General features: G+C 53.9%; 20 protein-coding genes. 13 read left to right on the forward strand and 7 right to left on the reverse strand.

The window, feature by feature from the left end:
• Positions 1–47 precede the first annotated feature (47 nt).
• On the reverse strand, positions 48–293 hold the full coding sequence (locus tag B1748_RS24370; RefSeq protein WP_087570549.1) for a NifU family protein: 246 nt from the start codon (positions 291–293) through the stop codon (positions 48–50).
• Positions 294–432: 139 nt separating this feature from the next.
• On the opposite strand from B1748_RS24370, the gene B1748_RS24375 reads away from it, so the two are divergent.
• Positions 433–708: a YuzB family protein gene (locus tag B1748_RS24375; RefSeq protein ID WP_087570591.1), complete on the forward strand. Its 276-nt coding sequence runs from the start codon at positions 433–435 to the stop codon at positions 706–708.
• Here B1748_RS24375 and B1748_RS24380 read toward each other — a convergent pair.
• Entirely contained in the window at positions 705–1,772 is a 1,068-nt protein-coding gene (locus B1748_RS24380) for an NAD(P)/FAD-dependent oxidoreductase (RefSeq protein WP_087570550.1), read from the reverse strand. The genes B1748_RS24375 and B1748_RS24380 overlap by 4 nt on opposite strands.
• Before the next feature lie 66 nt (positions 1,773–1,838).
• Positions 1,839–2,942, reverse strand: coding sequence for an aminofutalosine synthase MqnE (gene mqnE, locus B1748_RS24385; RefSeq protein WP_087570551.1), 1,104 nt, complete (start codon positions 2,940–2,942; stop codon positions 1,839–1,841).
• A 343-nt stretch (positions 2,943–3,285) separates the two neighbouring features.
• Here mqnE and erpA point away from each other — a divergent pair, with 343 nt between their 5' ends.
• From erpA to B1748_RS24415, 6 genes are all read left to right on the forward strand, one after another.
• Positions 3,286–3,648: an iron-sulfur cluster insertion protein ErpA gene (gene erpA / locus B1748_RS24390; protein WP_087570552.1), complete on the forward strand. Its 363-nt coding sequence runs from the start codon at positions 3,286–3,288 to the stop codon at positions 3,646–3,648.
• Between the two features lie 182 nt (positions 3,649–3,830).
• Positions 3,831–5,657, forward strand: a complete 1,827-nt coding sequence (locus B1748_RS24395; protein ID WP_087570553.1) for a glycerophosphoryl diester phosphodiesterase membrane domain-containing protein — start codon at positions 3,831–3,833, stop codon at positions 5,655–5,657.
• Positions 5,658–5,695: 38 nt separating this feature from the next.
• Positions 5,696–6,475: a response regulator transcription factor gene (locus B1748_RS24400; protein WP_087570592.1), complete on the forward strand. Its 780-nt coding sequence runs from the start codon at positions 5,696–5,698 to the stop codon at positions 6,473–6,475.
• Positions 6,465–7,580 (forward strand): sensor histidine kinase, encoded by a 1,116-nt coding sequence (locus tag B1748_RS24405; protein WP_256975898.1) that lies wholly within the window; start codon positions 6,465–6,467, stop codon positions 7,578–7,580. The genes B1748_RS24400 and B1748_RS24405 overlap by 11 nt, the downstream gene beginning before the upstream one ends.
• A 149-nt stretch (positions 7,581–7,729) precedes the next feature.
• Positions 7,730–8,506, forward strand: a complete 777-nt coding sequence (locus tag B1748_RS24410; RefSeq protein WP_087570554.1) for an ABC transporter ATP-binding protein — start codon at positions 7,730–7,732, stop codon at positions 8,504–8,506.
• On the forward strand, positions 8,481–10,454 hold the full coding sequence (locus B1748_RS24415) for an ABC transporter permease (protein WP_087570555.1): 1,974 nt from the start codon (positions 8,481–8,483) through the stop codon (positions 10,452–10,454). The genes B1748_RS24410 and B1748_RS24415 overlap by 26 nt, the downstream gene beginning before the upstream one ends.
• 191 nt (positions 10,455–10,645) lie before the next feature.
• On the opposite strand, the gene B1748_RS24420 is transcribed toward B1748_RS24415, so the two are convergent.
• Both B1748_RS24420 and B1748_RS24425 read right to left on the reverse strand, forming a co-directional pair.
• Positions 10,646–11,323 (reverse strand): metallophosphoesterase, encoded by a 678-nt coding sequence (locus tag B1748_RS24420; protein ID WP_179215800.1) that lies wholly within the window; start codon positions 11,321–11,323, stop codon positions 10,646–10,648.
• Positions 11,324–11,513: 190 nt separating this feature from the next.
• On the reverse strand, positions 11,514–12,680 hold the full coding sequence (locus B1748_RS24425; RefSeq protein ID WP_087570557.1) for a metallophosphoesterase: 1,167 nt from the start codon (positions 12,678–12,680) through the stop codon (positions 11,514–11,516).
• Between the two features lie 227 nt (positions 12,681–12,907).
• On the opposite strand from B1748_RS24425, the gene B1748_RS24430 reads away from it, so the two are divergent.
• From B1748_RS24430 to sda, 3 genes are all read left to right on the forward strand, one after another.
• Positions 12,908–15,070, forward strand: coding sequence for a DNA topoisomerase III (locus B1748_RS24430; RefSeq protein ID WP_087570558.1), 2,163 nt, complete (start codon positions 12,908–12,910; stop codon positions 15,068–15,070).
• Positions 15,071–15,241: 171 nt separating this feature from the next.
• Entirely contained in the window at positions 15,242–15,919 is a 678-nt protein-coding gene (locus tag B1748_RS24435; protein WP_373271301.1) for a YheC/YheD family protein, read from the forward strand.
• Between the two features lie 306 nt (positions 15,920–16,225).
• Positions 16,226–16,381, forward strand: coding sequence for a sporulation histidine kinase inhibitor Sda (gene sda / locus B1748_RS24440; RefSeq protein ID WP_306299342.1), 156 nt, complete (start codon positions 16,226–16,228; stop codon positions 16,379–16,381).
• A gap of 39 nt (positions 16,382–16,420) precedes the next feature.
• Here the strand turns inward: sda and B1748_RS36575 are convergent, their stop codons facing one another.
• Together B1748_RS36575 and B1748_RS24445 are read right to left on the reverse strand one after the other, a co-directional pair.
• Positions 16,421–16,669: a hypothetical protein gene (locus B1748_RS36575; RefSeq protein WP_143810377.1), complete on the reverse strand. Its 249-nt coding sequence runs from the start codon at positions 16,667–16,669 to the stop codon at positions 16,421–16,423.
• Positions 16,670–16,824: 155 nt separating this feature from the next.
• Positions 16,825–17,826 (reverse strand): NAD(P)/FAD-dependent oxidoreductase, encoded by a 1,002-nt coding sequence (locus B1748_RS24445; RefSeq protein ID WP_256975899.1) that lies wholly within the window; start codon positions 17,824–17,826, stop codon positions 16,825–16,827.
• 433 nt (positions 17,827–18,259) lie between these two features.
• Here B1748_RS24445 and B1748_RS24450 point away from each other — a divergent pair, with 433 nt between their 5' ends.
• From B1748_RS24450 to B1748_RS24460, 3 genes are all read left to right on the forward strand, one after another.
• On the forward strand, positions 18,260–19,453 hold the full coding sequence (locus B1748_RS24450; protein WP_087570561.1) for an NAD(P)/FAD-dependent oxidoreductase: 1,194 nt from the start codon (positions 18,260–18,262) through the stop codon (positions 19,451–19,453).
• Positions 19,453–19,719, forward strand: a complete 267-nt coding sequence (locus tag B1748_RS24455; protein WP_087570562.1) for a hypothetical protein — start codon at positions 19,453–19,455, stop codon at positions 19,717–19,719. Before B1748_RS24450 ends, B1748_RS24455 begins: the two co-directional genes overlap by 1 nt.
• A gap of 367 nt (positions 19,720–20,086) precedes the next feature.
• Complete coding sequence (locus tag B1748_RS24460) at positions 20,087–24,538, forward strand: S-layer homology domain-containing protein (RefSeq protein ID WP_087570563.1); 4,452 nt, start codon at positions 20,087–20,089, stop codon at positions 24,536–24,538.
• The last annotated feature ends 102 nt before the right edge of the window (positions 24,539–24,640 follow it).

Here is a 24,640-nt window from a genome sequence, read left to right on the forward strand (position 1 = left end):
TCTTATCCGCCAAGGGCAATACCCCCGGGGATAAGACTCTTTGCGTCTTAGAATACTTGAACGACTTCTACGACGCCGTCTACTTCTTCGAGCAAAGCGCGTTCGATACCGGCCTTAAGCGTAATCGTCGAGCTAGGGCAGCTGCCGCAAGCGCCCATCAGGCGGAGCTTTACGATACCGTCCTCCACGTCGACCAATTCTACGTCGCCTCCGTCGCGTTGCAGGAAGGGGCGAAGTTTATCCAGTACGTCCAGCACTTCGTCGTACATTGTTTCTTGAACTTGTTCACTCATTGCAAATCACTCCTTTCTACCCTATTATAGTACAAAGCGAAGCAGATGAAAATGGTTCGCAATCCGTAATCCTAAAATGCGAGTTCAAAAATTCCGATTTTCTTTTGAACAACCTTAAGAAGTCAGGTGATACCGAATGATGATAAAACCATTAATTGAATTTTGCGCCAGCAATATGCACCATGGCACGGACGAGGTTATGCGCCGTTTCGAAGAAGACGACGATTATGAAACGACCGAATATGGCTGTCTGGGCAATTGCGGCGAATGTTACCTTAGCCCTTACGCGCTGGTGGACGGAACAATCGTAGCCGTCGACGACGTGGATCAATTATACGAGGCGATAATCGAATCGCTCAAGCAGCAGCAAGCCGATCGCGAAGCGTTGGATAAGCTGCTGGACGACCTTGATTAACCAAGATGGCGCTTGGAACGCCAGAGCACGCCGCTCTTGACGAGACGGGGGACACGGCCAAGTATCGGCGTGCCGCCCATAATGCCGAAGCCGCTTTTCTTGCCGAGCGAGCCAAGAACGCCCTTCAGCTTAATCTTGCCAAGCCGCGGCGTCTTGTCGTGCCAGATCGCGTGCAGCACCTCTGCGATCTGCTTGCCCTGAGCGCCGGCAGCTTGACCGCTCGGAGAGAGCGGCAGCGCCGCACAGTCGCCTACGACGTATACATTGTTATGATCGGGCAGTTGGTGATAAGGATTCAAAATTAGTCTACCCTGATTGTCCTTAGGCAAGTCCATGCGCTGTACAAGCTCCACCGGCTGAATGCCGGCCGTCCATACGGTAACATCCGTATAGATGGGCCCCGTTGAATTGGCGTCGTAAAGAATGCCTTGTTCGAGACGGGTCAGCCCCACATGGCCGCGCATCTCGACTCCGTGCTCCATGAACCAGTCGGCGACGAAGTTCTGCAATCTGCCGGGGAATGCCGACAACACCTTTGGTCCGCGATCCAGAATACGAATGTTCAGATCGGGCCGGCTCTCGCGCAGCTCGGCCGCCACTTCCACTCCGCTTAATCCGCCTCCGACAATCGTCACTTGCCCGTAGGGCTTAACATCATTTAATTGCGCATAAGTTTTCCTGCATGCCGAAAATGTCTGGATGCTTGTCGAGAACTCCTCGGCGCCTTCGATGCCGTGATATTTGTCCGTGCATCCGAGACCGATGACGAGCCAGTCATAGGAAAGAGGTTCATGGCCTTCCACGTAAACAAGTTCGTTCTCCATGTCGATATCCGTAATTTCGCCGTAAGCATATTGGACCCTGGAGTCGACCGGGAATTTCACGCGCAGCTCGAGATCCGAGACCGTTCCTGCCGCAAGCGCGTAATATTCCGTCTTCAGTCCCTGGAATGGCATTCGATCCACAAGCGTAATGAAAACGTCATGCGGCAGCCCATGTTCAATCAATTCGTTCACGATGGCGGCGCCGCCATAGCCGCCGCCTAATATAACTACATTTCTCATTTGGTTTTCCAACTCCAAGAGTTCGTGATGTGTGATAGTAGGTTGCGCCCGAGAGATAGGGATTACTCATTCATAAATCTTGATTTCGTTGTAGAAAGTGTCACGTTCGACCGGGATGCGACCCGCTCCCTTGATTAACCAGATCAGATCCTCGCGTGTAATGCCTTCGGGTGTCAGAGCACCGGCAGCGTGGCTGATCTTCTCCTTTACGATCGTGCCATGCGCATCGGAAGCGCCCATCGTAAGAGCAACCTGGGTCAACTGAACGCCGATGTTGATAAAATAAGCTTTGATATGCTGGAAGTTGTCCAGCATCAAACGGCTGATCGCAATCGTCTTCAGATCCTCGAACGCCGAATTACGGCGGCGAATGCCTGCTTTTGGATTGATTGGCTGCATCGAGAGCGGGATGAACACGAGGAAGCCGTTCGTCTCGTCTTGCAGCTCGCGCAGATGGATAAGATGGCGAACACGGTCTTCCTTCGACTCGATGGATCCGTACAACATGGTCGTGTGAGTGCGCAGTCCGAGGTTGTGCGCCGTGCGATGGACGTCGAGGTACTGCGATACATCCGCTTTGTCCACGCGCATCTTCTTGCGATAATGATCGGACAGAATCTCTGCGCCGCCGCCTGTCAGCGACTCCAGTCCTGCCTTCATAAGCTCCTGCAGGACCTCCTTGTAAGACAAGCCGCTGATCCGCGAGAAGAAGTCGATCTCGGCAGCCGTATATGCCTTCAGCGTAACTTCCGGGAAACGAGCCTTAAGCGCCTTGAGCGAATCCACATAATATTGGAAAGGCACATGCGTGTTATGGCCGCCAACGATATGGAATTCGCGCACGCCCGGGTGGAAGTGCTGCTCCACATAGGCGATCATTTCCTCGCCGCTAAGCGTATAAGCGCCCGGATCTCCTTCGTCCTTGCGGAAGTTGCAGAACGCGCAATGCGCTTCGCATACGTTGGTGAAGTAGAGGCTCATGTTCTCGATAAAATATACCTTTTTCCCGTTCTTGCGAATCGCAACCTCGTTGGCAAGTTGCCCGATTGTAAGCAGATCATCCGATTGATATAAGAAAACGCCGTCTTCAAGCGACAAGCGCTCTCCATGACGCACTTTGTCGACGATAGACATCATCTGTTTCTCTTGCGTAGGTACGATTACGTTCATGGCGACGCCTCCTTGATCCCGTGCCCGATTGTGCGGTCCATCCGCATAAGGCTTGGGATTCACGATAGTTACTGTTATTATTGGTTTGTGAAAAAAATAACACAAGATGAAACGGCCATGCCGTAATTGGGCGGCGCAGCGCGTTTCACTCCGAGAAAAAAATCATTCGATTTTCTGTAACCATTATAAACCTCACACGTAGCAGGGGCAACCTAAAAAAGTATGGGAGTTGTCTAAGAGGCTCGTCCGGCGTCTATTAGAAGCCAGGAAAACGTGTTGCTTCTTGAGCATCGCGTCCCGCTGGAGTATACTATGGATAAGTAAGTGAATGGAGGGATGAAGCATGATCACAATCAGTGAGCTTGCATCTGAGAAAATAAAAGAAATGCTGGAGCAGGAAGCCACGCCGGGTTTATCCCTGCGCGTCGGTGTCAAGGAGGGCGGCTGCAGCGGTTTCTCGTACGGCATGGGCTTCGACGACGAAGTGAATGACGGCGATCACAAGCTGGAGTCGAGCGGTATTCCTGTGGTCGTAGATTCGGACAGCATCAAATATTTGAACGGTCTCGTCATCGATTTCCAAGAGTCCGCCATGGGCGGCGGCTTTACAATGGATAATCCGAACGCCAGCGTTACATGCGGCTGCGGCTCCAGCTTCCGCACGGCGAAGGACGCGGGCAAGCCGGCTGCCGAAGGCGAGTGCTAAGCGTCGGAGCTCTAGATTGATCGGCGGACTTTTTCGCCCCAGCCTCCCAGCTGTCCCGGGTTGTTCCTTCCGGGCGGCGAGGGAGGTTTGTTGTTATTAAGGATTCAAAATTGGACTTTTTTGAACAACCTTTGTAAGCGTATAATAATAGGAGACTCTACTGCAGAACAGGATGAATGCCGATGATTACACCGCTTGGCAGGAGCATTCGCGATTTCCGCCTTATCTACAAGAAGTTGCTTGTCTTCGAATATTTGTTTATGCTGCTGACAAGCTTCGCGATTCTTCCGCTGCTTAATTATATATTCAACAAAGTGATGTGGGTGGTCGGCACCGGATCGTTGCTTAATAACGACATCTACAGGCTGGGATACAGCTACGAAGGCGTTGCCGGCCTGCTTGCGATCGGAATGATCGCTTCGTTCGTGCTGTTTATCGAGCTGGGCGTCGTCATTACGATTGCCCAAAAACATTATTTTGGCCAAAACGTGCTTATCGCGGATTCGCTCTGGACGACGCTGCGCAGGACGCCGCGGTTGTTCGGCTTCGGTCTGGTCCAGCTTCTCTTCTTGCTGCTGGTCCTTATCCCGTTCGTTGATTCACCGTTGTCGGAAGCGTTTTATCGGTTGTTTAATGTGCCGATCTTTCTGAATACGCGAGTGTTTAACGGATCGCAGCTTATGATTGCCCTCTATATTCTGATCGTGGCGATTACGTTGTACATTGTGCTGCGCTGGATATTCGTCCTGCACTTTATCGTGCTGGAAGGGCAGAGCATTACCGAGGCGATCCGCAGCAGCTCGGCGATGACGAAGGGCAAGCGCCTCCATTTGTTTTTCGCCCTGTTCGTGTTCAACGGACTCGTGCTAGGCATCGGCTTCGTGCTGATTACAACGGTTTCTTATTTGCCTGCATGGCTGGACAATAATGTGCTTAAACTGTTTACGGACCACTATACGCTGACGCTGTCGACGCTGCTTGCCTATATGCTGACACTGTTAGTGATGCCGTTTAACCTGATCTATCTGACAAGGCTCTATTACGAATATGGTCTGCGCTTCGGCATAGATGTGGAGGATCGGCTGCAGATGTCGCGCAGCTTGCTGTTAGGAAGGCTGGAGAGGCGTATTACGAAGCTGCTGTCCAGGGTAAAGCGGAAGCGGATTGTGTATGCATCGCTGGCTCTTGTCTATCTTTGCCTGGCGCTGCTCGTCAGCTACAAGGCGAACGACAGTCTCGTCTATGCGAAGTGGAACGTCCTTGTGTCCGCGCATCGCGGCGACTTCGAATCGGCGCCGGAAAATTCTTTGCAATCCGTCCGCACCGCGATTCAAAAGGGTTACCAGTCGGTGGAACTGGACGTTCAGCTGACTGCGGACGGAACGGTCGTGCTGCATCACGACTATCAGTTGCTTCGCATGGCGGGCCTCAAGAAGCGGGTCAGCGAGCTTACGTACGATGAACTGTCCAAGCTGACCATCGGCACCTACGAAATTCCGCCGGAGCTCGCGGAAGGCGAGGAGGCCGGGAAAGAGAAGCAGGGCGAGATCGAGATTGTGAGGATCCCGCTGCTCTCGGAGGTGCTGGCGGAAGCCAAGGGCAACATCAAAGTGCTGCTGGACCTTAAGCCATATGGGGACGGAGAATCGCTGGTCCGCGAGGTTGTGGCGCTGGTGACCGCGTTCGAGATGGAGGAGGACGTCTACATCCAGTCGTTCGACAGCAAGTCGTTGTCGCTCATCCGCGCGCTGAACCCCGACATCCGCATCGGGCAGATTCTTTACTTCGCGTTAGGAGATTTAACGACCCTGGATGTTGACTTCTATACGATCGAGCAGGTCATGCTGACCAACAAGCTGGTCGACGAGGCGCATCGTCATGGCCGCGAGGTGTGGGTTTGGACGGTCAACAGCAGCCGCAATATGAAGGAAGTGCTCAAATATCGGATCGACGGCATTATTACGGACTATCCGGCGCGGGCGCAGACCATGGTGGAGCTTGACCTCTGACGGGAGAGCGAATAATGAGGCAAGGAGGCCGGGATGCCGTGTACAAAATATTTATCGTGGAGGATGACGAGAAGATTGCTGCTATTCTAAGTGGCAGAATGGAGCAATACGGCTACGAAGCCTCAGCCGCGACGGACTTCAGGGACCTGCTGCCGCAACTTGAGGCATTTGGTCCCCAGCTAGTGTTGCTGGACATTAACTTGCCGTACTTCGACGGTTATTATTGGTGCAGGCAAATTCGGACGCGCTCCAGCGTGCCGATCATCTTTATCTCCGCACGGGCGGGGGAGATGGATCAGGTGATGGCGATCGAGAACGGCGGGGACGATTACATTACGAAGCCGATCGCGCTGGAACTGTTGATGGCAAAGGTGAGAGGCGCGCTCAGGCGGGTTTACGGGGAATACGCGACGCCAACGCAGCAGCACGCAGGTCCCTTTCAAGGCGAGGCGGCATTGGGCGTCAATGCCGGCATTGCGGTATCCGGCGTAGCAGGGCTTTCGGCGGGAGGATTGAAGCTGTATCCCAGCCGCAACGAGCTGGAGTGGAGAAAGAAACGCGTCGAACTGACGAAAAACGAGTGCCTGCTGGCGGAATGCCTCCTGGGCAAGCCGGGACATATTATTCCGCGGGAGCAACTGCTGGAAGCGTTATGGGATGACGTGCAGTTCGTCGACGACAACACATTGACCGTAAACGTCACCCGCCTTCGCAAGAAGCTGGAGGAGCTGGGGCTGCCGAAGATCATCGAGACGGTTCGGGGGCAAGGCTACAAGCTGTCGATGGAACAACTGGAGGATGACGGGCATGAGGCATGACGGAGCATCCTCCGATACTTACGTTACCGGGCGCGAAGGAAATATGCTGTGGGTGTTCATAAAGGACAGGCTGCTCTATATCGTATGTATAATCGTCATTGTCCTGCTCGCCGTATCTTTGTTGATGCTGGAGATGGCACGATATCCCGGCATGGTGGAACCTGGGACCGTCTATTATTTTCTATTATTGGCCCTCGTCGCGCTTATTGCCTGGTTCACGGCGGATTATTACCGCCAAAGATATTTCCTTAAGCAAGTGAAGGAAGCTCTTGCGCGTACGAACGACTTGCAGGCCAGCGCGATCGTAACGGCCGGCGTCACGGGCGAACAGAGACTTGTCATGGAGCTGCTGCAGGAGCAGCACCGCGCATTCCTTGGCGAGCTTAGCCGGCACCGTCGCAGCCAGGAGCTGCATAACCATTTTGCCCTCCAATGGGTGCACCATATGAAGACTCCCCTCTCCGTGATTCACTTGCACATGCAAGAAGGAGCAGAGCGGGGCTGGAGCACGGAGGAGGAGCAGCGGGCGATGGCAGCCAGCGTGCTGGAGGAGACGGAGCGGCTGACGCGAGGGCTGGAGATGATGCTGCATACGGCCAGGCTGGACAAGTTCGAGCTGGATACGCATATTCGAAGGCTGCCGCTGCATGAGCTCGTACGGACGACGATTAATAATCACAAGCGGCTGCTCATCCGCCACTCCATCTATCCCAAGGTAGAGGGAGAGTTATGGGTGGAATCCGACGAGAAGTGGCTGGTTTTTGTTCTTCAGCAGCTGGTGAGCAACTCTATTAAATACAGCAAACATAAACCGGGCTCGAAGACGCTTGCCTTCCGTCTGCGCGAGCTGGAGGATGGCAAGGCTGAGCTGGCCATAGCCGACGAGGGCATTGGCATCGCGCCGCAGGATATCAGTCGCGTCTTCGACGCCTTCTTTACCGGAGAGAACGGACGGACGACGGGCGAGTCGACGGGGATGGGGCTTTATTTGACGAAAAAGGTGCTAGATAAACTCGGCCATGGCGTAAAGATTCGATCGGAGCTGGGAGCGGGTACGACGGTCATACTGACTTTCCGGCCGGCCGGCATTCATGTGATGGCGTAAGGAGACCATGCGGCGAGTTCGAACGTGACAACAATGTAAGGTTGCGGGGACTATTTTGAAAGGCAAATCGATGGGTTGCTCCTCCAGTATGGGTCTATACTAACGGTATGGAAATCAATAAGAGGCATTAGAGGAGGAGCAAGAAAGCGATGAGCGTACTAAGAGCGCAAGGTCTTGGCAAAATATATAGCAGCAAAGGCAATGTCGTATACAAGGCATTGGAGGATATCGATCTCCAGGTAGAAGCAGGGGAGTTCGTAGGCGTTATGGGACCGTCGGGGAGCGGCAAGACGACGCTATTGAATCTGCTTGCGACGATCGACCGTCCTACTTCGGGGACAATCGAGATTAACGGCGTCAATCCCGTAAAGCTCATGGAGAACAAGCTGGCGCTGTTCCGCCGCCGGGAGCTCGGCTTCGTCTTTCAGGACTTCAATCTGTTGGATACGTTGTCCATTCAGGAAAATATTATTTTGCCGCTAGTGCTGGAAGGCATGAAGCCGGCGTCCATCTTGCAGCGATTATCCCCGATCGCGGAAATGTTGGGCATCTCCTCCATCTTGAACAAGCGCACCTACGAGGTGTCCGGCGGGCAGAAGCAGCGCGCGGCTATCGCGCGGGCGATCATTCATCAGCCTTCGCTTGTGCTGGCGGACGAGCTGACGGGCAATCTCGATTCCAAGTCGGCAAAGGATGTTATGGATGCGCTGAAGGAGATGAACGAGAAGCTGAAGGCTACGGTGCTCATGGTCACGCATGATCCGTTCTCCGCGAGCTATTGCGAGCGGATCGTGTTTATCAAGGACGGCAAGCTTTTCTCCGAGATTCGCAAGGGCGGCAACCGTCAGGCGTTCTTTCAGCAAATATTGGATGCTTTAAGCGTGTTGGGAGGGAATTTCGATGACGTTCCGTTCGCTCGCGCTTAGCAATGTAAAGGGCAATTGGAGAGCGTACGGCGCGTTTTTCCTCAGCAGCGTATTCTCGGTCATGATCTTTTATATTTATGCGGCATTCATCTATCATCCCGATGTAGTAAGCGGGCATATTTTGCAAGCGGACAAGGTCCGTTCCGGCATGACGTTCTGCCTGTACTTGATTATCATCTTTTCGTTCATGTTCATTCTCTATTCCAATTCGGCGTTTCTAAAGACGAGAAAGCAGGAGTTCGGTCTATTCTCGCTGTTCGGCATGACAAAGAAGCAGCTGCGCAAGCTCGTCGTGTACGAAAACATGGTCATCGCGATACTCGCGATCGGCATGGGCATTCTGCTGGGCGTATTGTTCAGCAAGCTATTCTTTATGGCTCTTGGGGCGCTGCTGGATATGCAGGAGAGCATCGCCTTCGCCGTTCCGCTGAAAGCCGTATGGTTAACCGCCGGCGGGTTCTTCGCCCTGTTCCTTGCGATCTCGCTCTGGACGGTGGTTTGGATGGGCCGCACGGAGATTATTGATATGCTTAAGGCGGCCAGAAAGCCGAAGGGCAGACTTGTCTACTCGCGCTGGCTCGTTGCGCTTGCCGCGGCTTGCCTTCTATCGGGATATGCAATGGCATACATGATGGACTCCAATTCGTTCGTCGTGCTGTCGCTGCCGATTCTCGTGACGGTCGTCGTTGGCACCTACTTTCTGTTTACGCAGCTCAGCGTCCTGTTTATCGGATGGATTCAAAATCGTAAGGGCATCTACTATGGCCGCACGAACATGCTGATCTTTGCCCAGCTCGGCTACAAGATTAGAGACAACGCACGAATTCTGTTCGTCGTCTCCATACTGAGCGCCGTTATTCTAACCGCCATGGGAACCGTCTATATTATGCAGATTCAGAGCAGAGAGCAAATGCTGGAAAGCTCGCCTTATTCGCTGGCTTACGTTGAAAAAGGCCTCCATTCGCAGGAGGTCATCGATCAGGAGCAGCTTCGCGGGATTTTGAAATCGGATGGTTACTCCATATCGAGAGAAACGAAGACGGTCGGTTTAGCTTTGGAACAATACCATCTCACCTTTGAAAACTCTAGTCGGGAGATCGGATGGGAGAACTGGGAGGAGTCCAGCCCTGATTTATCCCTCTTCATCATATCCGCGACGGACTATAACAAACTTGCGAAGCAGCAAGGGGAACCGGCCATTAAGGTCGAAAGCGGCAAGTTGACTTTGCTTTATTCCGATAATTTCAGCACGACGTTAGGTCCCGGAAGGGCTGTCGGCGTACTGAATGGAGAACGTTTCGAGATGCCGGTCGCGGATTCCGCAAACGTCAACGTCGCAAACAACTGGATTGACTCTAATTTCTATACGATGGTCATGGATGACCTGAGTTTCGTGGATCTTATCTCCGGCATACCGGAGGAGGAGCAGCGCGTCTTCTATGGCATTGAGCTGGACCGCTGGGAGAAGGCGGCACCTACTGTCGCGAAATTGTCGGAGCTCGTGCCCGAGACGTTGAGGGGCGAAAAGGACTTCACGCGTTCCGAACGTTTTGTCGACATGAAGGCGGAGACATCGCTGATCTTGTTCATCGGTCTGTTCATTAGCTTATTGTTCTTTATCGCGGCAGGCAGCATGATCTACTTCAAGCTGTTTACGGAGCTGCAGGAGGATCAGTCCCAATATAAGGGACTGGCGCGCATCGGCATGACGCGCAAGGAAATTCGGCGCATCGTCGTCAGCCAAATCGCGATCGTGTTTTACGTCCCTTGCATCGTCGGCATCGTGCACGCGCTATTCGCGATGAAATCGCTCGACAATATGATGGGTTCGTCTAATTGGTTGTACTCCTTTGTCGTAATCGGCGCCTATATCGTCATGCAGACGCTGTACTTCTTGCTGGCAAGCGGCAGCTATATGCGCAGCTTGACTCGGGTAACGGCGGTTTAAGCAACCGAATAAAGGGTATGCCGACAACGAAAACCGGCCCGCTGCTTCCCCTTGAGGGTGGCGGCGGGCCGGTTTTGTTACCACATAAGAAAGTATTAGTTTTCGATTCTCGAAAACGACTTTCTTATTGGCGATAAAACCTACCTTTAAACGCGGTCGATCATCGTCGAGAGGCCTCGATAGAGGTTTTCTCACGCGAGCAGCGAGGCTACGGATTCCATCCGCACCTCGCTGCCGCTGACGTATCCGCCAAAGGTCTGGCAGGAATAAGCGATGCTCCCGGACAGGTCGAGCAGCGTCAGACGACAGCCGTGTTTCGCGCCCGTATCGATGCCGATCCTTCTCGAATCCGCCCATAGCAGGCCTGACGGAGCTCCCAGCTTAAAGGTTGGCGTATGGCCAAATACGATACGGTATTTGCCTGGCAGCCTACTTTCCGGCTGAAGATAAAATTCCTCGCGGATTTCCGTCAAATCGCTTGCGGTCTGAGATCGCAGCGTGCGGCCGGGCCTTATGCCTGCATGAACGAACAAATAGGGAGGCCGTTTAATGTACAGCGGCAAGCTTCCGATCCAATTCGCATATCTGCGATAGGCTGAGCCTCTGCGCCTCAGCATCGAGGCGAGCTTTAGCTCCTGATTGCCCGGAATGGCCTTGGCGCCTCCTTCTACAAGCTTCTGCACAAAGTCAAGCGTGCTCCAGCTTGCGGGCTGATCCGCGTCGATATAATCGCCTAACAGCAATAACGTGTCGACGAGCGGGTCGTACGCGGCAGCCTCCAGCAGTCTCTGGCAGCCATCCTTGTGTCCGTGTATGTCGGATATGACGAGCAATCGTGTTTCCGCGATTATGGATGACTGATGGATCACTTGCGATCGACTACCTTTCGTCCTCGTACTTGTACATGGATGCGGAGTCAGGAGAGATCCCGAAAATCACGTACTCGCCAGTCGGCAGAGGGTTCTCATGTATAATATACAGCCGTCGTCCGCAAGAGGTCTCGGCGATTGCCCGCCGCGGTCTCTTCGAACTAACAATGGACGACAAGCACGAATGGAATCAGCTCCCGCGCTGCGCAGATGTTTTTAGGAAGCTGACCTCGACATGAAGCACCTCCGAGCGGCTGCCCGTTCGGACAGGCGGCCCCCAGAAGCCGAACCCCGAAGATACGATCGCGTGCAGCTTGCCCTTGCGCTTGTAGCCCCAGTCCAACTCGAACATTCTCCGCGTGATGAGATGATTAGGCATCATCTGGCCGCGATGGGTATGGCCGGATAAGCTGAGATCGATGCCGCTTGCCTCGGCCTCGCCCAGTTCCAGCGGCTGATGATCCAGCAGAATGAGCGGCTTGGAGGCATCCAGCGGCTCTACCAGCTCGGCGATGGATTGGCGTCGCTCCCGGCTGCGGCCTTCCGAAGCTTTGTCTTTGCGTCCGATCAGGACGAAGCTGTCTTCGATGACCACCGTTTCGTCCATAAGGACATGTACGCCGATTTTACGCATCTCGTTCACGTATTCCGGCACCTTACCCCCGAAGTATTCGTGATTGCCGGTAACGGCGTAGACGCCAAGCGGCGCCTTCAGCTTGCCCAACGTCGCGCCCATTCCTTTTCTTACGAACGGCTCCAGATCATCGTCCAGCACATCGCCCGGAAGAAGGATGATGTCGGGTTTAATCTCGTTTACTTTGGCGATCAGCCGATTTAGGTGCCGATGTCCGATGACAGAGCCAAGATGAAGATCGGACGCGACGGCGATCGTTAATCGGCTTCTGTCTCCGGCGCTTTTCTCGACGGCAATGTCGTATCGCCTGATGACGGGGCTCCACGCGTTGCGCGTGCCTACCGCCAGAATGAGCAGCAGCAGGAGAGCGGCGACGCTGCCTACGCCGACGACATAGACATTTCTGTCCGCTCCCGCGAGCTTTAGCGCCAGAGCGGCTGCGTCCGTGATCGGCAGCAGTAGCAGGCCGTATTGCAGCAAGGCGAGCCAGTACGAGCCGATTATTTTGGCGGGTTCGGCTAGAAACCGCAGCGGCGTGGACTGACCAAGCCGTCCGATAATATACGCGAACGCGATCAATGCGACGACTATTGCGTAAGCGGGCCAAGCGCTCCAGCCGGTGAGCTCCGACATGAGCAGCCAGCCGTTCCAGCCGATATAGACGGCAATGGCGGAATAGATCGCGAGAAAGACGATAATCGTAAACAAAGTGCGAGCTTTCATGAGTGATCAGGCTCCTTTGCGAATCTGGTAAATGAATAAAAGTAGAGTAGAAGCTGATGAATACTATAGCACAGCACGAGAGGGGTCTTCCAATCCGGCGCGCGGAGAATGCCAAGGCAGCTGTCGACATAGGCTCTCGAGAACGATATTCCTGCACTTTCGTTGCGTCTTCGGCGTGCCTTGTGGTATCTTGTCACCATGATAGTAAGAGATGGGGGAAGCGACATATGAAATCGTTGGTGCTGGCCGAGAAACCTAGCGTAGCGAAGGAAATCGCGCGGGTGCTCGGCTGCGGCGGGAAGCAGAAAGGATACTTCGAGGGACCGAAATACGTGGTGACATGGGCGCTTGGACATCTGGTTACGCTGGCCGAGCCGGAAGAATACGATGTCAAGTTCCGAACATGGAATCTGGAGGACTTGCCGCTGCTGCCGAACAAGATGAATCTGAAGGTCATTAAAGAAACATCCCATCAATTTAAGACGGTGGCGCATCTGTGCAAAAGAAACGATTTGAATGAACTGATTATCGCTACCGACGCGGGGCGCGAAGGCGAGTTGGTGGCTCGCTGGATTATGGAGCTCGTCCATTGGCGCAAGCCGTTTAAGCGGCTGTGGATTTCGTCGCAGACGGACAAGGCGATTAAGGACGGCTTCGCCGCTCTGAAGCCAGGCAAGGATTATAACTCGTTATACGCGTCGGCGGTATGCCGCGCCGAAGCGGACTGGCTGATTGGCCTTAATATGACGCGCGCTTTGACGACCAAGTACAACGCGCAGCTTGCCGCGGGTCGGGTTCAGACGCCGACGCTGTCGATCATGATGGAGCGCGAACGGGAAATTGCCGAATTCCAGTTGAAGCCGTATTGGACCGTATCGGCTAACTTCGGCAGCTTCAACGGACAATGGCGCGAAAGCGATTCCCATGATGGAAGGTTATGGACGCGCGAAGCTGCGGAGGCCGTTGTCGAACGGGCCAAAAAGGCGGGAACGGCGAAGGTGGAGAGAATGCGCACCGCAGAGCGCTCCGAGCCGCATCCGCAGGCCTACGACTTGACTGAGCTGCAGCGCGACGCGAACAGAAAGCTGGGCTTCTCGGCCAAGCAGACTTCGAACGTGCTGCAAAGGCTGTACGAGACGCACAAGCTTGTTACCTATCCGCGGACGGATTCCCGTTATCTGTCGAGCGATATGACGGCAACGCTCAAGGGACGGCTTGAAAGCGTCGCAACCGGGCCGTACACGGCTTTAGCGCGCAAGCTGCTGCGAGCTCCGCTGCAGGTAACCAAGCGGATCGTGGACGACAGCAAGGTCAGCGACCACCATGCCATCATTCCGACAGAGCAGTACGTGCAGTTAGGCGCTCTTACGAACGAGGAACGGCGACTCTACGACCTTATCGTGCGCAGGTTCATTGCTCTGTTCTACCCGCCCTACCGTTACGACGAGACTAGCGTTGTGATCGTAGCCGGTGGCTTGTCCTTCCACGCGAAAGGCCGAATAGAGAAGGCGGCGGGCTGGAAAGAAGTATACGCCGGCGGAAGCGAGCCGCTGCAAGACGACGATGACAGCGAAGAAGGAGATGGCGGGAGCGCTCGCGATCGACAACCTTCCCAAACGTTGCCTTCGCTGTCCGTTGGCGGTTCACTGCCGCTTAAATCCGTTGCAGCCAAGGAGCTTCGCACGCTTCCTCCTGCGCGGTATACGGAAGCGTCCTTGCTGACCCATATGGAGAAGCACGGGCTGGGTACGCCGGCGACACGCGCGGATATTATCGAGAAGCTGCTCTCCACCGACACGATCGAACGGATCCGCAGCACGTTGGCTCCTACGGCTAAGGGCAAGCAGCTGATCGAGCTTGTCGTCGAGCAGTTGCGCAGTCCCGAGCTGACGGCGGCATGGGAGAGCGAGCTGGAGCGGATCGCCAAGGGAAAGGGAGATCCCGCGAAGTTTATGGCAGGAATCCGCACGCAGGCCGCAAGCTGGGTTGCGGAGGTGAAGCGGGAGACGAAGGAGTACAAGCCTCATAACGCAACGGGGTCGTTCTGTCCGGAATGCGGCAAGCCGATGGTAGAGGTGAAAGGGAAACGCGGCAAGTCGTTGGCATGTTCGGATCGGGAATGCGGATACCGCAGACATTCGGAGCCGGTATTGCTCAACAAGCGCTGCCCGCAATGCCGTAAGAAGATGGAGCTTCACGATGGCAAGGCCGGCAAATACGCGCAATGTAAGCCATGCAACGTCATTGAGATGCTTGGCGACAAGGACGGGAGCCGCATAAACAAGCGGGAGCAGCAGCGGCTCGTCGAGCAATACAGCGAGAGCGCGCCGCTTGGCAACAGCCTGGCGGATAAGCTGAAGGCCGCGCTGGAAGCCAAGCAAAACAAGTAGATTTCTGCGAAACGGAATGATAATAAGGCGCCGCGAATGGAACGGATACGTTCAGTCGCGGCGCTTTTCTCTATGGAATTCGGGCTTCTGCTAAAGGCGATCATCCACGAGAGGAGGACATTCCTGCCATATACTAGAGAGAAAGAGTAGTAGGGAAGGAGCTCTTAAAAAATGATGATTCATAATCATGGAGGCAGGCAGCTCGCAAGCAAGTGGGCGAAGACGGAAGCGCTGCTCGCCGAGCCGTCGCTCGTGCAGCATATTCCGCCAACGCGGAAATATAGCCCTTATGCTCTAATGAGCATGCTCCAGCAGCATGGCATGGTGGTCGTCAAGCCGATCGTCGGATCCGGCGGAGGCGGTGTCATCAAGGTAACGAGGGACCTCGGAGGATTTACGCATACGTACCGCGATCGCACACAGCGTTTCCAGACGTTTGATGGACTTGTCCATGCACTTGGCAGCCGAACGGGGAAAAGGAGCTATTTGATTCAAAAGGGCATTCAACTGGCTACCGTCAACGGCAGACCGATCGATTATCGTGTCAAATACGTGAAGACTCGTTCGGGTTGGGAGTATCGCTCGCTTGTCGGCCGTATCGCGAGACGGGGATTGTTCGTGACCAACCTCAGCCAGGGAGGAGACATGGTGACTGCCGGACAAGGCATTCGCGCTTCGCTCGGCGCATCGCAGGTGAAGGGCAAAAAAGCAAAGATGCGTGCCCTGACGGTTATGTCGACCCGGGTGCTGGAGCGGAAGTATCCTGGAATCGGGCAATTAGGTTTCGATTACGGGATCGATAGAAACGGGAAAATATGGATCTTTGAAGTCAATACGAGGCCGCATTAAGGGGAAGACGGAGGAGGCTCCGTCTTTTTCTCGTCTTTCCAAGTCTAAATGAGCAGCTATGCTAATAGTTTCGTTAATAGAACTATAAAAGGTGATTAAAGTTTTTTATTGAATAGAAGCTTATTTGGGATGTGGATAACTCTATCCACATTGTACCATCTGATTTTGCTCATTTTATGATATCTATTCACACTTCATTAACAGTGTATCCACATCCCTATGTGCATAATAAGGCGTGTTGTCCCGAATTTCGTCGCATGCTACACTAAAAAATGTAAAGGGAAGAGATGGAAAAAAGGAGGTTTCATGATGGAATTATTATCCGACGACCTGCTCATTGACACCTATTTTGCCGCTATTGAATATAAGCTGGAGCCCGATTTCATACGAATGCTTGCTATTGAAGTAAAGCGCAGAGGCGTGGATATCGCCGCTCACGCGAATCGCAGACAGCCGGCCTGATCTCCCGGGAATTCTGACTTCCCATGCCGGACATGACAATCATCCAACAGGCCAGCCGGCCACCATGACCTCGCCAAGATGCCCGCAGCTTTCACAGTAGACGATATGGACGCATGTATCTCCAGAGGCATCATAAGGTCTCCCGGTCTCGGGACCGGCAGACAGTGGACCGTAAGGCTCGTAAGGTCCTGTCCAATCCGTTAATCTGCCGCATTCTGTAAGCACGCCTCCGCATATATCACATAGTTGTATAGTATCGACAATTCCGTTGCATAACGGACATAACATAAGGGTACCCTCCTCGGACGAAAAGGCAGCAATTGCCCCTCGCACACGTTTCGCGTTCGGACGGCAGATGCCGTACCGCGCTCCCGTATCGCCAAGTTTAGGATACCCTTAACCTTGTAATGTATGTTGCGCCAAAGTTGGCCGCGCGGGCCAAGCTACAGTTTCATATTGCTGCTATGACCCGGCGAGAGCTTCGCGCTTGGATCGATATATACCTTTGCGTTGTTGATGGCGGTCGGGGCTTCGCCAAAGCCGACGGCAATGAGCTTAAGCTTGCCGGGGTAGGTCGTAATATCGCCTGCCGCGAAGAGGCCTGCAATGTTCGTCTCCATCCGCGTATCGACGACGATAGAGCCGCCTTGAATGTTGATGCCCCATTCTGCGATTGGTCCCAGAGACGAGACAAAGCCGAAGTTGACGATGACGGCATCTACATCGAGATCGGAGGTTTCGTTCGATTTGACGTCTGTGAGCGTGACCTTCGTAATGAGATCCTCACCGTGCAAAGCCGTAATTTCTTTGGGCGTAACGACGTTTACGCTGGAGTTCATCAAGTTCTCCACGCTGTGCTCGTGGGCGCGGAATTTGTCGCGGCGATGAATGAGTGTGACGCTTTTTGCGATCGGCTCCAGCATGAGAGACCAGTCTACGGCTGAATCTCCGCCACCGCTGATCAGAACGCGCTTGTCCTTGAAGCGCTGCAAGTCCCCTACAAAGTAATGGAGGTTCCTGCCCTCGAACCTGGCCGCTTCCGGAAGATCCAACCGACGAGGCTCGAATGCGCCTACGCCAGCCGTAATAATAACCGCTTTGGCATAATGGACGGTCCGATCCGTCGTCACCTCGAATAAACGTTCATCTTTTTTTACTACGGCTACGACTTTTTCTTCCAAACATATCTCGGGTTTGAACAGATCGATTTGCTCCTTAAGCCGATCGACGAGCTCTTGTGCAGTCACTTTAGGGAACCCTGCTACATCGTATATATATTTTTCAGGATAAAGAGCGGCTAGCTGACCGCCTAGCTGAGGCATGCTTTCGATTATTTTTACGGATGCCTGGCGCATGCCGCCATAGAACGCGGCGAACATCCCCGCAGGTCCTCCTCCGATAATGAGAATATCAACCACAGCGTTTTCATTTACTTGCTCCGACAACTGTCTGCACCTCCGTAAATTGAGTGTTACGGTTATCATTATAAGCCTTTGCCTGAGAGTATGATATATATAACTTTACTGCAGTTATAAAATTTGTGAGATCGAGGCCGGGAGTCAAATTATACGATCGGCTAAGAACATTATTTTAGAAGGGATTTTTCATTTGTACAGTGTTCTAAACATTTTCGTATAAAATACCCTTGAAACTTTGTTCAAAAGTCTGTAATATGTCTGATGTATATGTGAGATGGTCTAAGGAGAAAAACGGCAAACGCCGTCGAAATTTCCAAAAACGTTTTTGGCTCCTTTGCATGATAATGGTTATGAGGACACAAACTACTGAAAGTTATCTTACTTTTTCGATTATGTTTGTGTAATTTTTCACAAGTTTATCTAAATTGAAAAGAAAAAAACGAATGGATGGGATCCCACAATGAGCAACATACCGAAAATTGTAATTCTTGGCGCTGGCTACGGAGGCGTGCTGACTGCGCTTCGTCTGCAAAAAGAGCTGAATTATAATGAAGCCGACGTCACACTGGTCAACAAACACGATTATCACTATATCACGACGCATCTGCACATGCCTGCAGCCGGCACTGACAATCCGGAAAACGCGCGCGTCAGCATCTCCAAGCTGATCGATGAATTTAAGATCGACTTCGTTAAATCGACAGTCGTCCAAATTCGTCCGCAAGACAAAAAGGTTATTCTGGAAGACGGAACACTGTCTTACGATTACCTCGTAATCGGTCTTGGCGGCGAACCGGAAACTTTCGGTATCCCTGGCTTGGGCGAACATGCCATGAACATCCGCAGCATCAACTCCGTTCGCTTGATCCGCGAACATATCGAATATCAATTCGCGCGTTACAAGCGCGAGCCGCATCGCACCGATTACCTGACATTCGTTGTCGGCGGAGCTGGCTTTACGGGCATCGAGTTCATCGGAGAGCTCTCCGACCGTATTCCAGAGCTGTGCAAACAATTCGACGTCGATCCGACGCTTGTCAAGATCTACAACGTTGAAGCCGCTCCTACGGCTCTTCCAGGCTTCGATCCGGAGCTGGTAGAATATGCGATGGACGTTCTGACGAAGAAGGGCGTTACATTCCGCATCGGCACGGCCATCAAAGAATGCTCGCCGGATGGCGTTATCGTTGGCGAAGGCGAAGAAATCAAGTCGCAGACGGTTATCTGGACCGGCGGCATCCGCGGCAACCGCTTGATCGAAGAAGCGGGCTTCGAGACGATGCGCGGACGCGTCAAGGTCGATGAATTCCTGCGCAGCCCGGGCTCCGAGAACGTCTATATCGTTGGCGACAACTCGCTGATGTTCAACCCTGAGGGCCGTCCATATCCGCCGACTGCACAGATCGCTATGCAGCAAGGCGTTATTTGCGCCAACAACCTGGTAGCTTCCATTCGCAATCAGCCGCTTAAGACGTTCTCGTTCTCCAATAAAGGAACGGTTGCATCCCTGGGCAAAGGCGAAGCGATTGGCATCGCTTTCGGCAAGAAATACAAAGGCCGCGTAGCTGCTTGGCTGAAAAAGGCAATCGACCTTCGTTACCTGTTCATTATCGGCGGCATTCCGCTTGTCCTGCGTAAAGGCAAATTCCTGTAATGCGCCACTGCAGCGTACAAGTCCGCGGCTTGTTAACGAGAGACGAGCTCGATCGTTATAACGCCTTGATCGAGGTTGGCTCCTATCTGGAGTCGCAGACCCGTTACGATCTGGCTTATACGGTGCAGAAGGAGATCGACATTCTGATCCTTCCGGCCATCGAGCGCCTTAAGGAGAAGAGCCGTGCACGCGATCGCGCTACCCAGGAATACCTGGAAGCGAAGGAACGCGGCGAATCGTTGTCGGATGACGAGGACGAGGATTAACGTTCGCTAGACCGCATGACCATACTGCTAACCAAAAGCTTCGGACGGCCTTATTGGGCTGTTCGGGGCTTTTTTTTGTAAAGGAACTAGTCGTCGATGGGACCGACTTGGAACTTGGAAAGTGGCTGCAGTGGCGTGTTTGAGCTTCTGGAGGCAAATTCCAATTATGAAGACTTGTGTTTTTTCCAGATTGGCTTGTGTTGATTCCAGCAATATGGAAAACGTAGTGTTCGTCTAGAAAATAGATAGTGAGGATTACGAGCCGCTGACCCCCAATCTAACAAATTGATAGTATCGTTACGGAGGCCCATCCGTTACCATAAACCCCGTCAACCAAAACTTGGCATGGGCGAAAGGGGAACTGGGGATGAGAAGCAAGGGAAGCCGAACTACCCGCATGTGGCGGAGGAAAGGGACCGCAGCGATATTGTCGCTTGCACTGCTGGCAAGTATCGCAGCGCCGGTTCATGCGCACGAGGTCGACGCGGAAGCTGCAACAAGTCAAGCAGGATCGGAGGCTCCGAGTTACGGAGTCGGCACAGAGGTGCCTGTACTTGGCACGCTCGTTACAGATGTTCAAGAGAACGTCATATTGATCCCGACGGATGACTCGTTCATCGAAGGACAAGACGAGGCGCGAAGAGACAAGATCAACGGAGCAAGCACCTCCGTTCAGGTTGCCTCGAACAACGCTAACGAACGGATTATTTACCTGAAATTCGACTTGGAGGACGAAGAGGTCGCCGATATCGGATCTGCAACGCTTCGCTTGTTCAACAACGATACGCGGTATAACCGGGTCGTATCGGCCCATGAGCTGAGCGACACGTCATGGAGTGAATCTACGTTGACCTGGAACAATGCGCCAGCTATTGGAGGGGGGATCCGGCGGAACGGCAGTCCCGTAACGTTCTCTACCGCGGCAACCGGCAATGCGGATGACCGGCTGCTTGGCGCCAAATATTACGAGCTGGATGTAACGGAATACGTGAAGGCCGCGGCTGGCCAGACAGAGCTTGGCCTTGTCGTGCAAAGCGATGGCTTCACTTCGTTCGCCAGCAAAGAATACGAGGGAGGCGCCTATCCGCCGCAGCTCGTATTAAGCGCAGACGAGCTTGAGCCGCCTGCGGATCCTGTCTATAAGGAGCTGGGGGAGAACGGGCGCAGCAGCTTGTACCCAGAGGATTGGTATCCCGGCTATAAGGACGGGGAAGGTCGATTTTTGCACGACTTCTCGTTTGCAGGGTATCGCAAAGGGCTGGAACCTATTCCGGATGTTGTGCCTGGAGATATCGTAGATGTCACGGAGTCTCCGTATAACGCCGACAGGACGGGAACGACGGATGCAACGGCTGCGATTCAAGCTGCGATTGACGATATAGGCGAAGCCGGGGGAGGTGTCGTATTCTTGCCTGCCGGCACCTATAAGATAAAGCCGCAAGGCACAAACAACCAATCGCTGAAGCTGAACCGAAGCGGCGTCGTTCTTCGGGGAGCCGGCCCGGAGGAAACATTTCTGTTCAACGACGAGCCGGTCATGAGGGGCAAAGATATTATTACCGTCATCTCGGAAGGCGCTGGCTTCCAGGCGGTACCTGGAACGGAGACGAATATTCGTACCGATCTGCCGGAGCCGACGGTCACGATTCCCGTTCAGGATTCATCGGCTTATCGGACAGGCGATTGGGTGACGATAAGCAATCGGTATACGGCCGATTTTATCGCGGAGCATGATATGGCAGACTGGTGGGCGACGTATATCGGCAACGAAGGGATTACGTTTTATCGTCAAGTCGTGGCGATTGATGCCGAGACGCATACGCTGACGATCGATATCCCGACACGATATCCGCTTAAGGTGCGGGACTCCGCGAGAGTGTATAAGCTGAATCCGCCCGTCACGGACGTCGGAGTCGAGCATCTGTCCATCGGCAATGTGCAGAACCTGACGCCAGGCATCGGAGAGAGCGACGATACGAAGGAAGGAACGGCCGGTTTCCAAGTGGCGGGCACCAATGCGGTCAACTTCGTGAGAGTTGCCAATGCTTGGGCGCGGAACGTACATTCCTACAGACCGGCTACCAACGATGAGGATTATGACTACCATCTGCTGTCCAGCGGCATTCATACGTCGAATACGCGCAACGTGACGATTGTGGATTGCGTCATGCAGAAGCCGTTGTTCCGCGGCGCTGGCGGCAATGGCTATCTCTTCGAGCTGGTCGGCAACGACAATCTCATTCTGAATGCCAAAGCGGTGGAAGGACGCCACAACTACACGTTCTCCCATATGCGGACGAATGGCAACGTCATACGAAATTCCATATCGGTCGAACCGACGCATGTCATCGACTTTCATCAATATTTGAGCGCTTCCAACCTGCTTGACGGCATGCAGCTGTACGGAGACCGGATCGAAGCCAGCGTAAGGCCATATCCATCCTCGCAGCCCAATTACAAGCACGGTCATACGACTTCGCAGACGGTCATCTGGAATACGCTAGGATATGAAGCGATGGACGGCACCGGCATCATCGTCGACTCCAGGCAGCACGGCTACGGATACATCATCGGAACAAGCGGCAACGATGCCGAAATCCGCATAACCCCGGATATTCATTCCGGTAAAATAACGGCGCCAATCGATTTCGCCGAAGGCATCGGGCAAGGCGACCGGCTGTTTCCTTCCTCGTTGTACGAGGACCAGCTTGCCAGACGCATGGAACGAATGCCGACGGAGCTGCAGTCGATCAAGCTAGGCGGCAATCCGCTTACAGGCTTTCAGCCTGGCAAACGCGTCTACGACATAGAACTGCCTTTTGGCACTGTAAAAGTACCCGCGATCCAGGCAACGACTTCCGTGGCAGGGGCTGCAGTAGAGCTCGCGCTTCCGGATTCACTTCCCGGAACGGCGAACCTACAAGTCACTTCGGCGGACGGAGCAGCTACGGCGCTGTATGCCCTGCATCTCCGAGCAGCGGATTCGCCGGCCGTATTGGCAGAAATCGCGCTTCAGCCGGACAGGACGAGACCGGGCTGGAAAAGCGGCTTAAAACTGGATGCAGGCACGGACGCCTTTTTGTCCGTTACGGGGCTGATGTCTGACGGGACAGAAGCGGATATGGATGGAGCGGCGATTTCGTACTCGTCTTCCCAGCCAGAAGTTCTCGCGGCAGGAGTGGACGGATCCTTAGAAGCGATCACTCCCGGAACGGCCAATGTGACGGTCAGCGTCACGCTTGGAGCCGTTACACTGACAAAAACGATCGCGGTTGTGTCGGCGGTGCCGGTCCATACGGATGAGGAGGTACTGCCCGTCTCCCTGGTCAGTTCAAGCGGTGACGATGGCAACGTCGTGGAGAACGTGCTCGACGGCGACTACGATACACGCTGGTCTGCCAGCGGCGAAGGGCAATGGATGATGGCAGATCTGGGCGCTGTTCATCATGTAGGAGCAGTCAGTATCGCGTTCTACAACGGGCATATTCGCAAATCGAAGTTTGAGCTGGCTTTCTCTCTGGACGGAATGCAATGGACGACCGGTTACTCTCTCAATCCGGCCGGCAATTCCAGCGGAACGACAAGCACGTTCGAATTGTTCGAGCTTGCAGTGCCAATGAACGCTAGATACGTGAAGTATGTCGGTTATGGAAACTCGGCGAATGCATGGAACAGCATAAGCGAGATTCGGTTCCATCCTGCTGACGTGCCGGGGCCAACAGCTTCTCCGACGCCAACATCGCCGTCCACGATCATACAGCCGACGCCAACTCCAAAGGCTACGATAAGTCCGTCTCCCACGCCTGTTGCAGCTGCGGTCGAAGCCTCCTTTGACGGGACGAACAATCCGGTAATAATTATGACGGAGGTGGCGAGCATTGAAGCTGCAGGAGATATGTTTGCCGGCGGCGAGCTCGGCGAGAGCGGGAAGGCGACATTTCGGTTCGAGCTGTTGGAGGCGGAACATGTGAATGGACTGAGTAATGAGGCTCGTGGCGCTATCGGCGATCGTCCAATCCTGGATATAAAGGTGATTTCGGGCGGCCAGACGCTGAAGTGGAGCAATCCGGATTCTCCTGTTACTGTTAAGTTGCCATACAAACCAAGCGCCGCGGAGCTATCCAATCCTGGAGCGCTGGAGAAGCTGACGATCTGGCATCTGGATGAGTCGGGGGTCACGCAGCCGATTCCCAATGCCTATTATGACCCGGAGCTCGCAGTCATTGTCTTCCGGACGACGCATATCGGCCGGTATGCGGTCGTTCTGAGAGAGCATGTTTTCAGGGATTTAAACGGCTACAGCTGGGCTAGCGACGAGATTGGAGTTCTGGCAGCCAGAGGAATAATCAAGGGGACGACGGCGTCAACCTTCCAGCCATCCGCGAGCGTGAAGAGGGCCGACTTCGTCACAATGATCGTCCGAGCGCTGGGACTGTCGGCTAAAGGGGGAACATCGTTCTCTGACATCAGCGACAAAGCCTATTATTACGGCGAAGTCGGCATCGCGGAACGCCTTGGCATCGTACAAGGCATGCCCGGCGGCAGCTTCCGTCCCGAATCTGCCATCACCCGCGAGGAAATGATAGTGATAGCGGCAAGAGCTATGAAGGCGGCGAGAATAGAAGCTGAAACTTCCGCTGCGGGCAATCTCGCCGGGTTCGCGGACGCAGCGGAAGTATCCGACTATGCGAAGGAGAGCATCATCGCATTGACGGGGCTAGGGCTGGTGAACGGCAACGGCGGCAAGCTGAAGCCGCAGGCGGCGGCTACGCGAGCCGAAGCGGCAGCGCTGATCTACCGGATGCTGCAAGCCAGATAAAAAATCCCCCCATAACCAGGCTACTCACTGGTCGAGCTCCATTTTTTGGAGACATTAAAAAAAACGTGAGTTGAAGCTGGCGTCGGTACACTACCGACGTCA

This window comes from Paenibacillus sp. MY03 (assembly GCF_002165585.1).
Classification (GTDB): domain Bacteria; phylum Bacillota; class Bacilli; order Paenibacillales; family Paenibacillaceae; genus Pristimantibacillus; species Pristimantibacillus agaridevorans.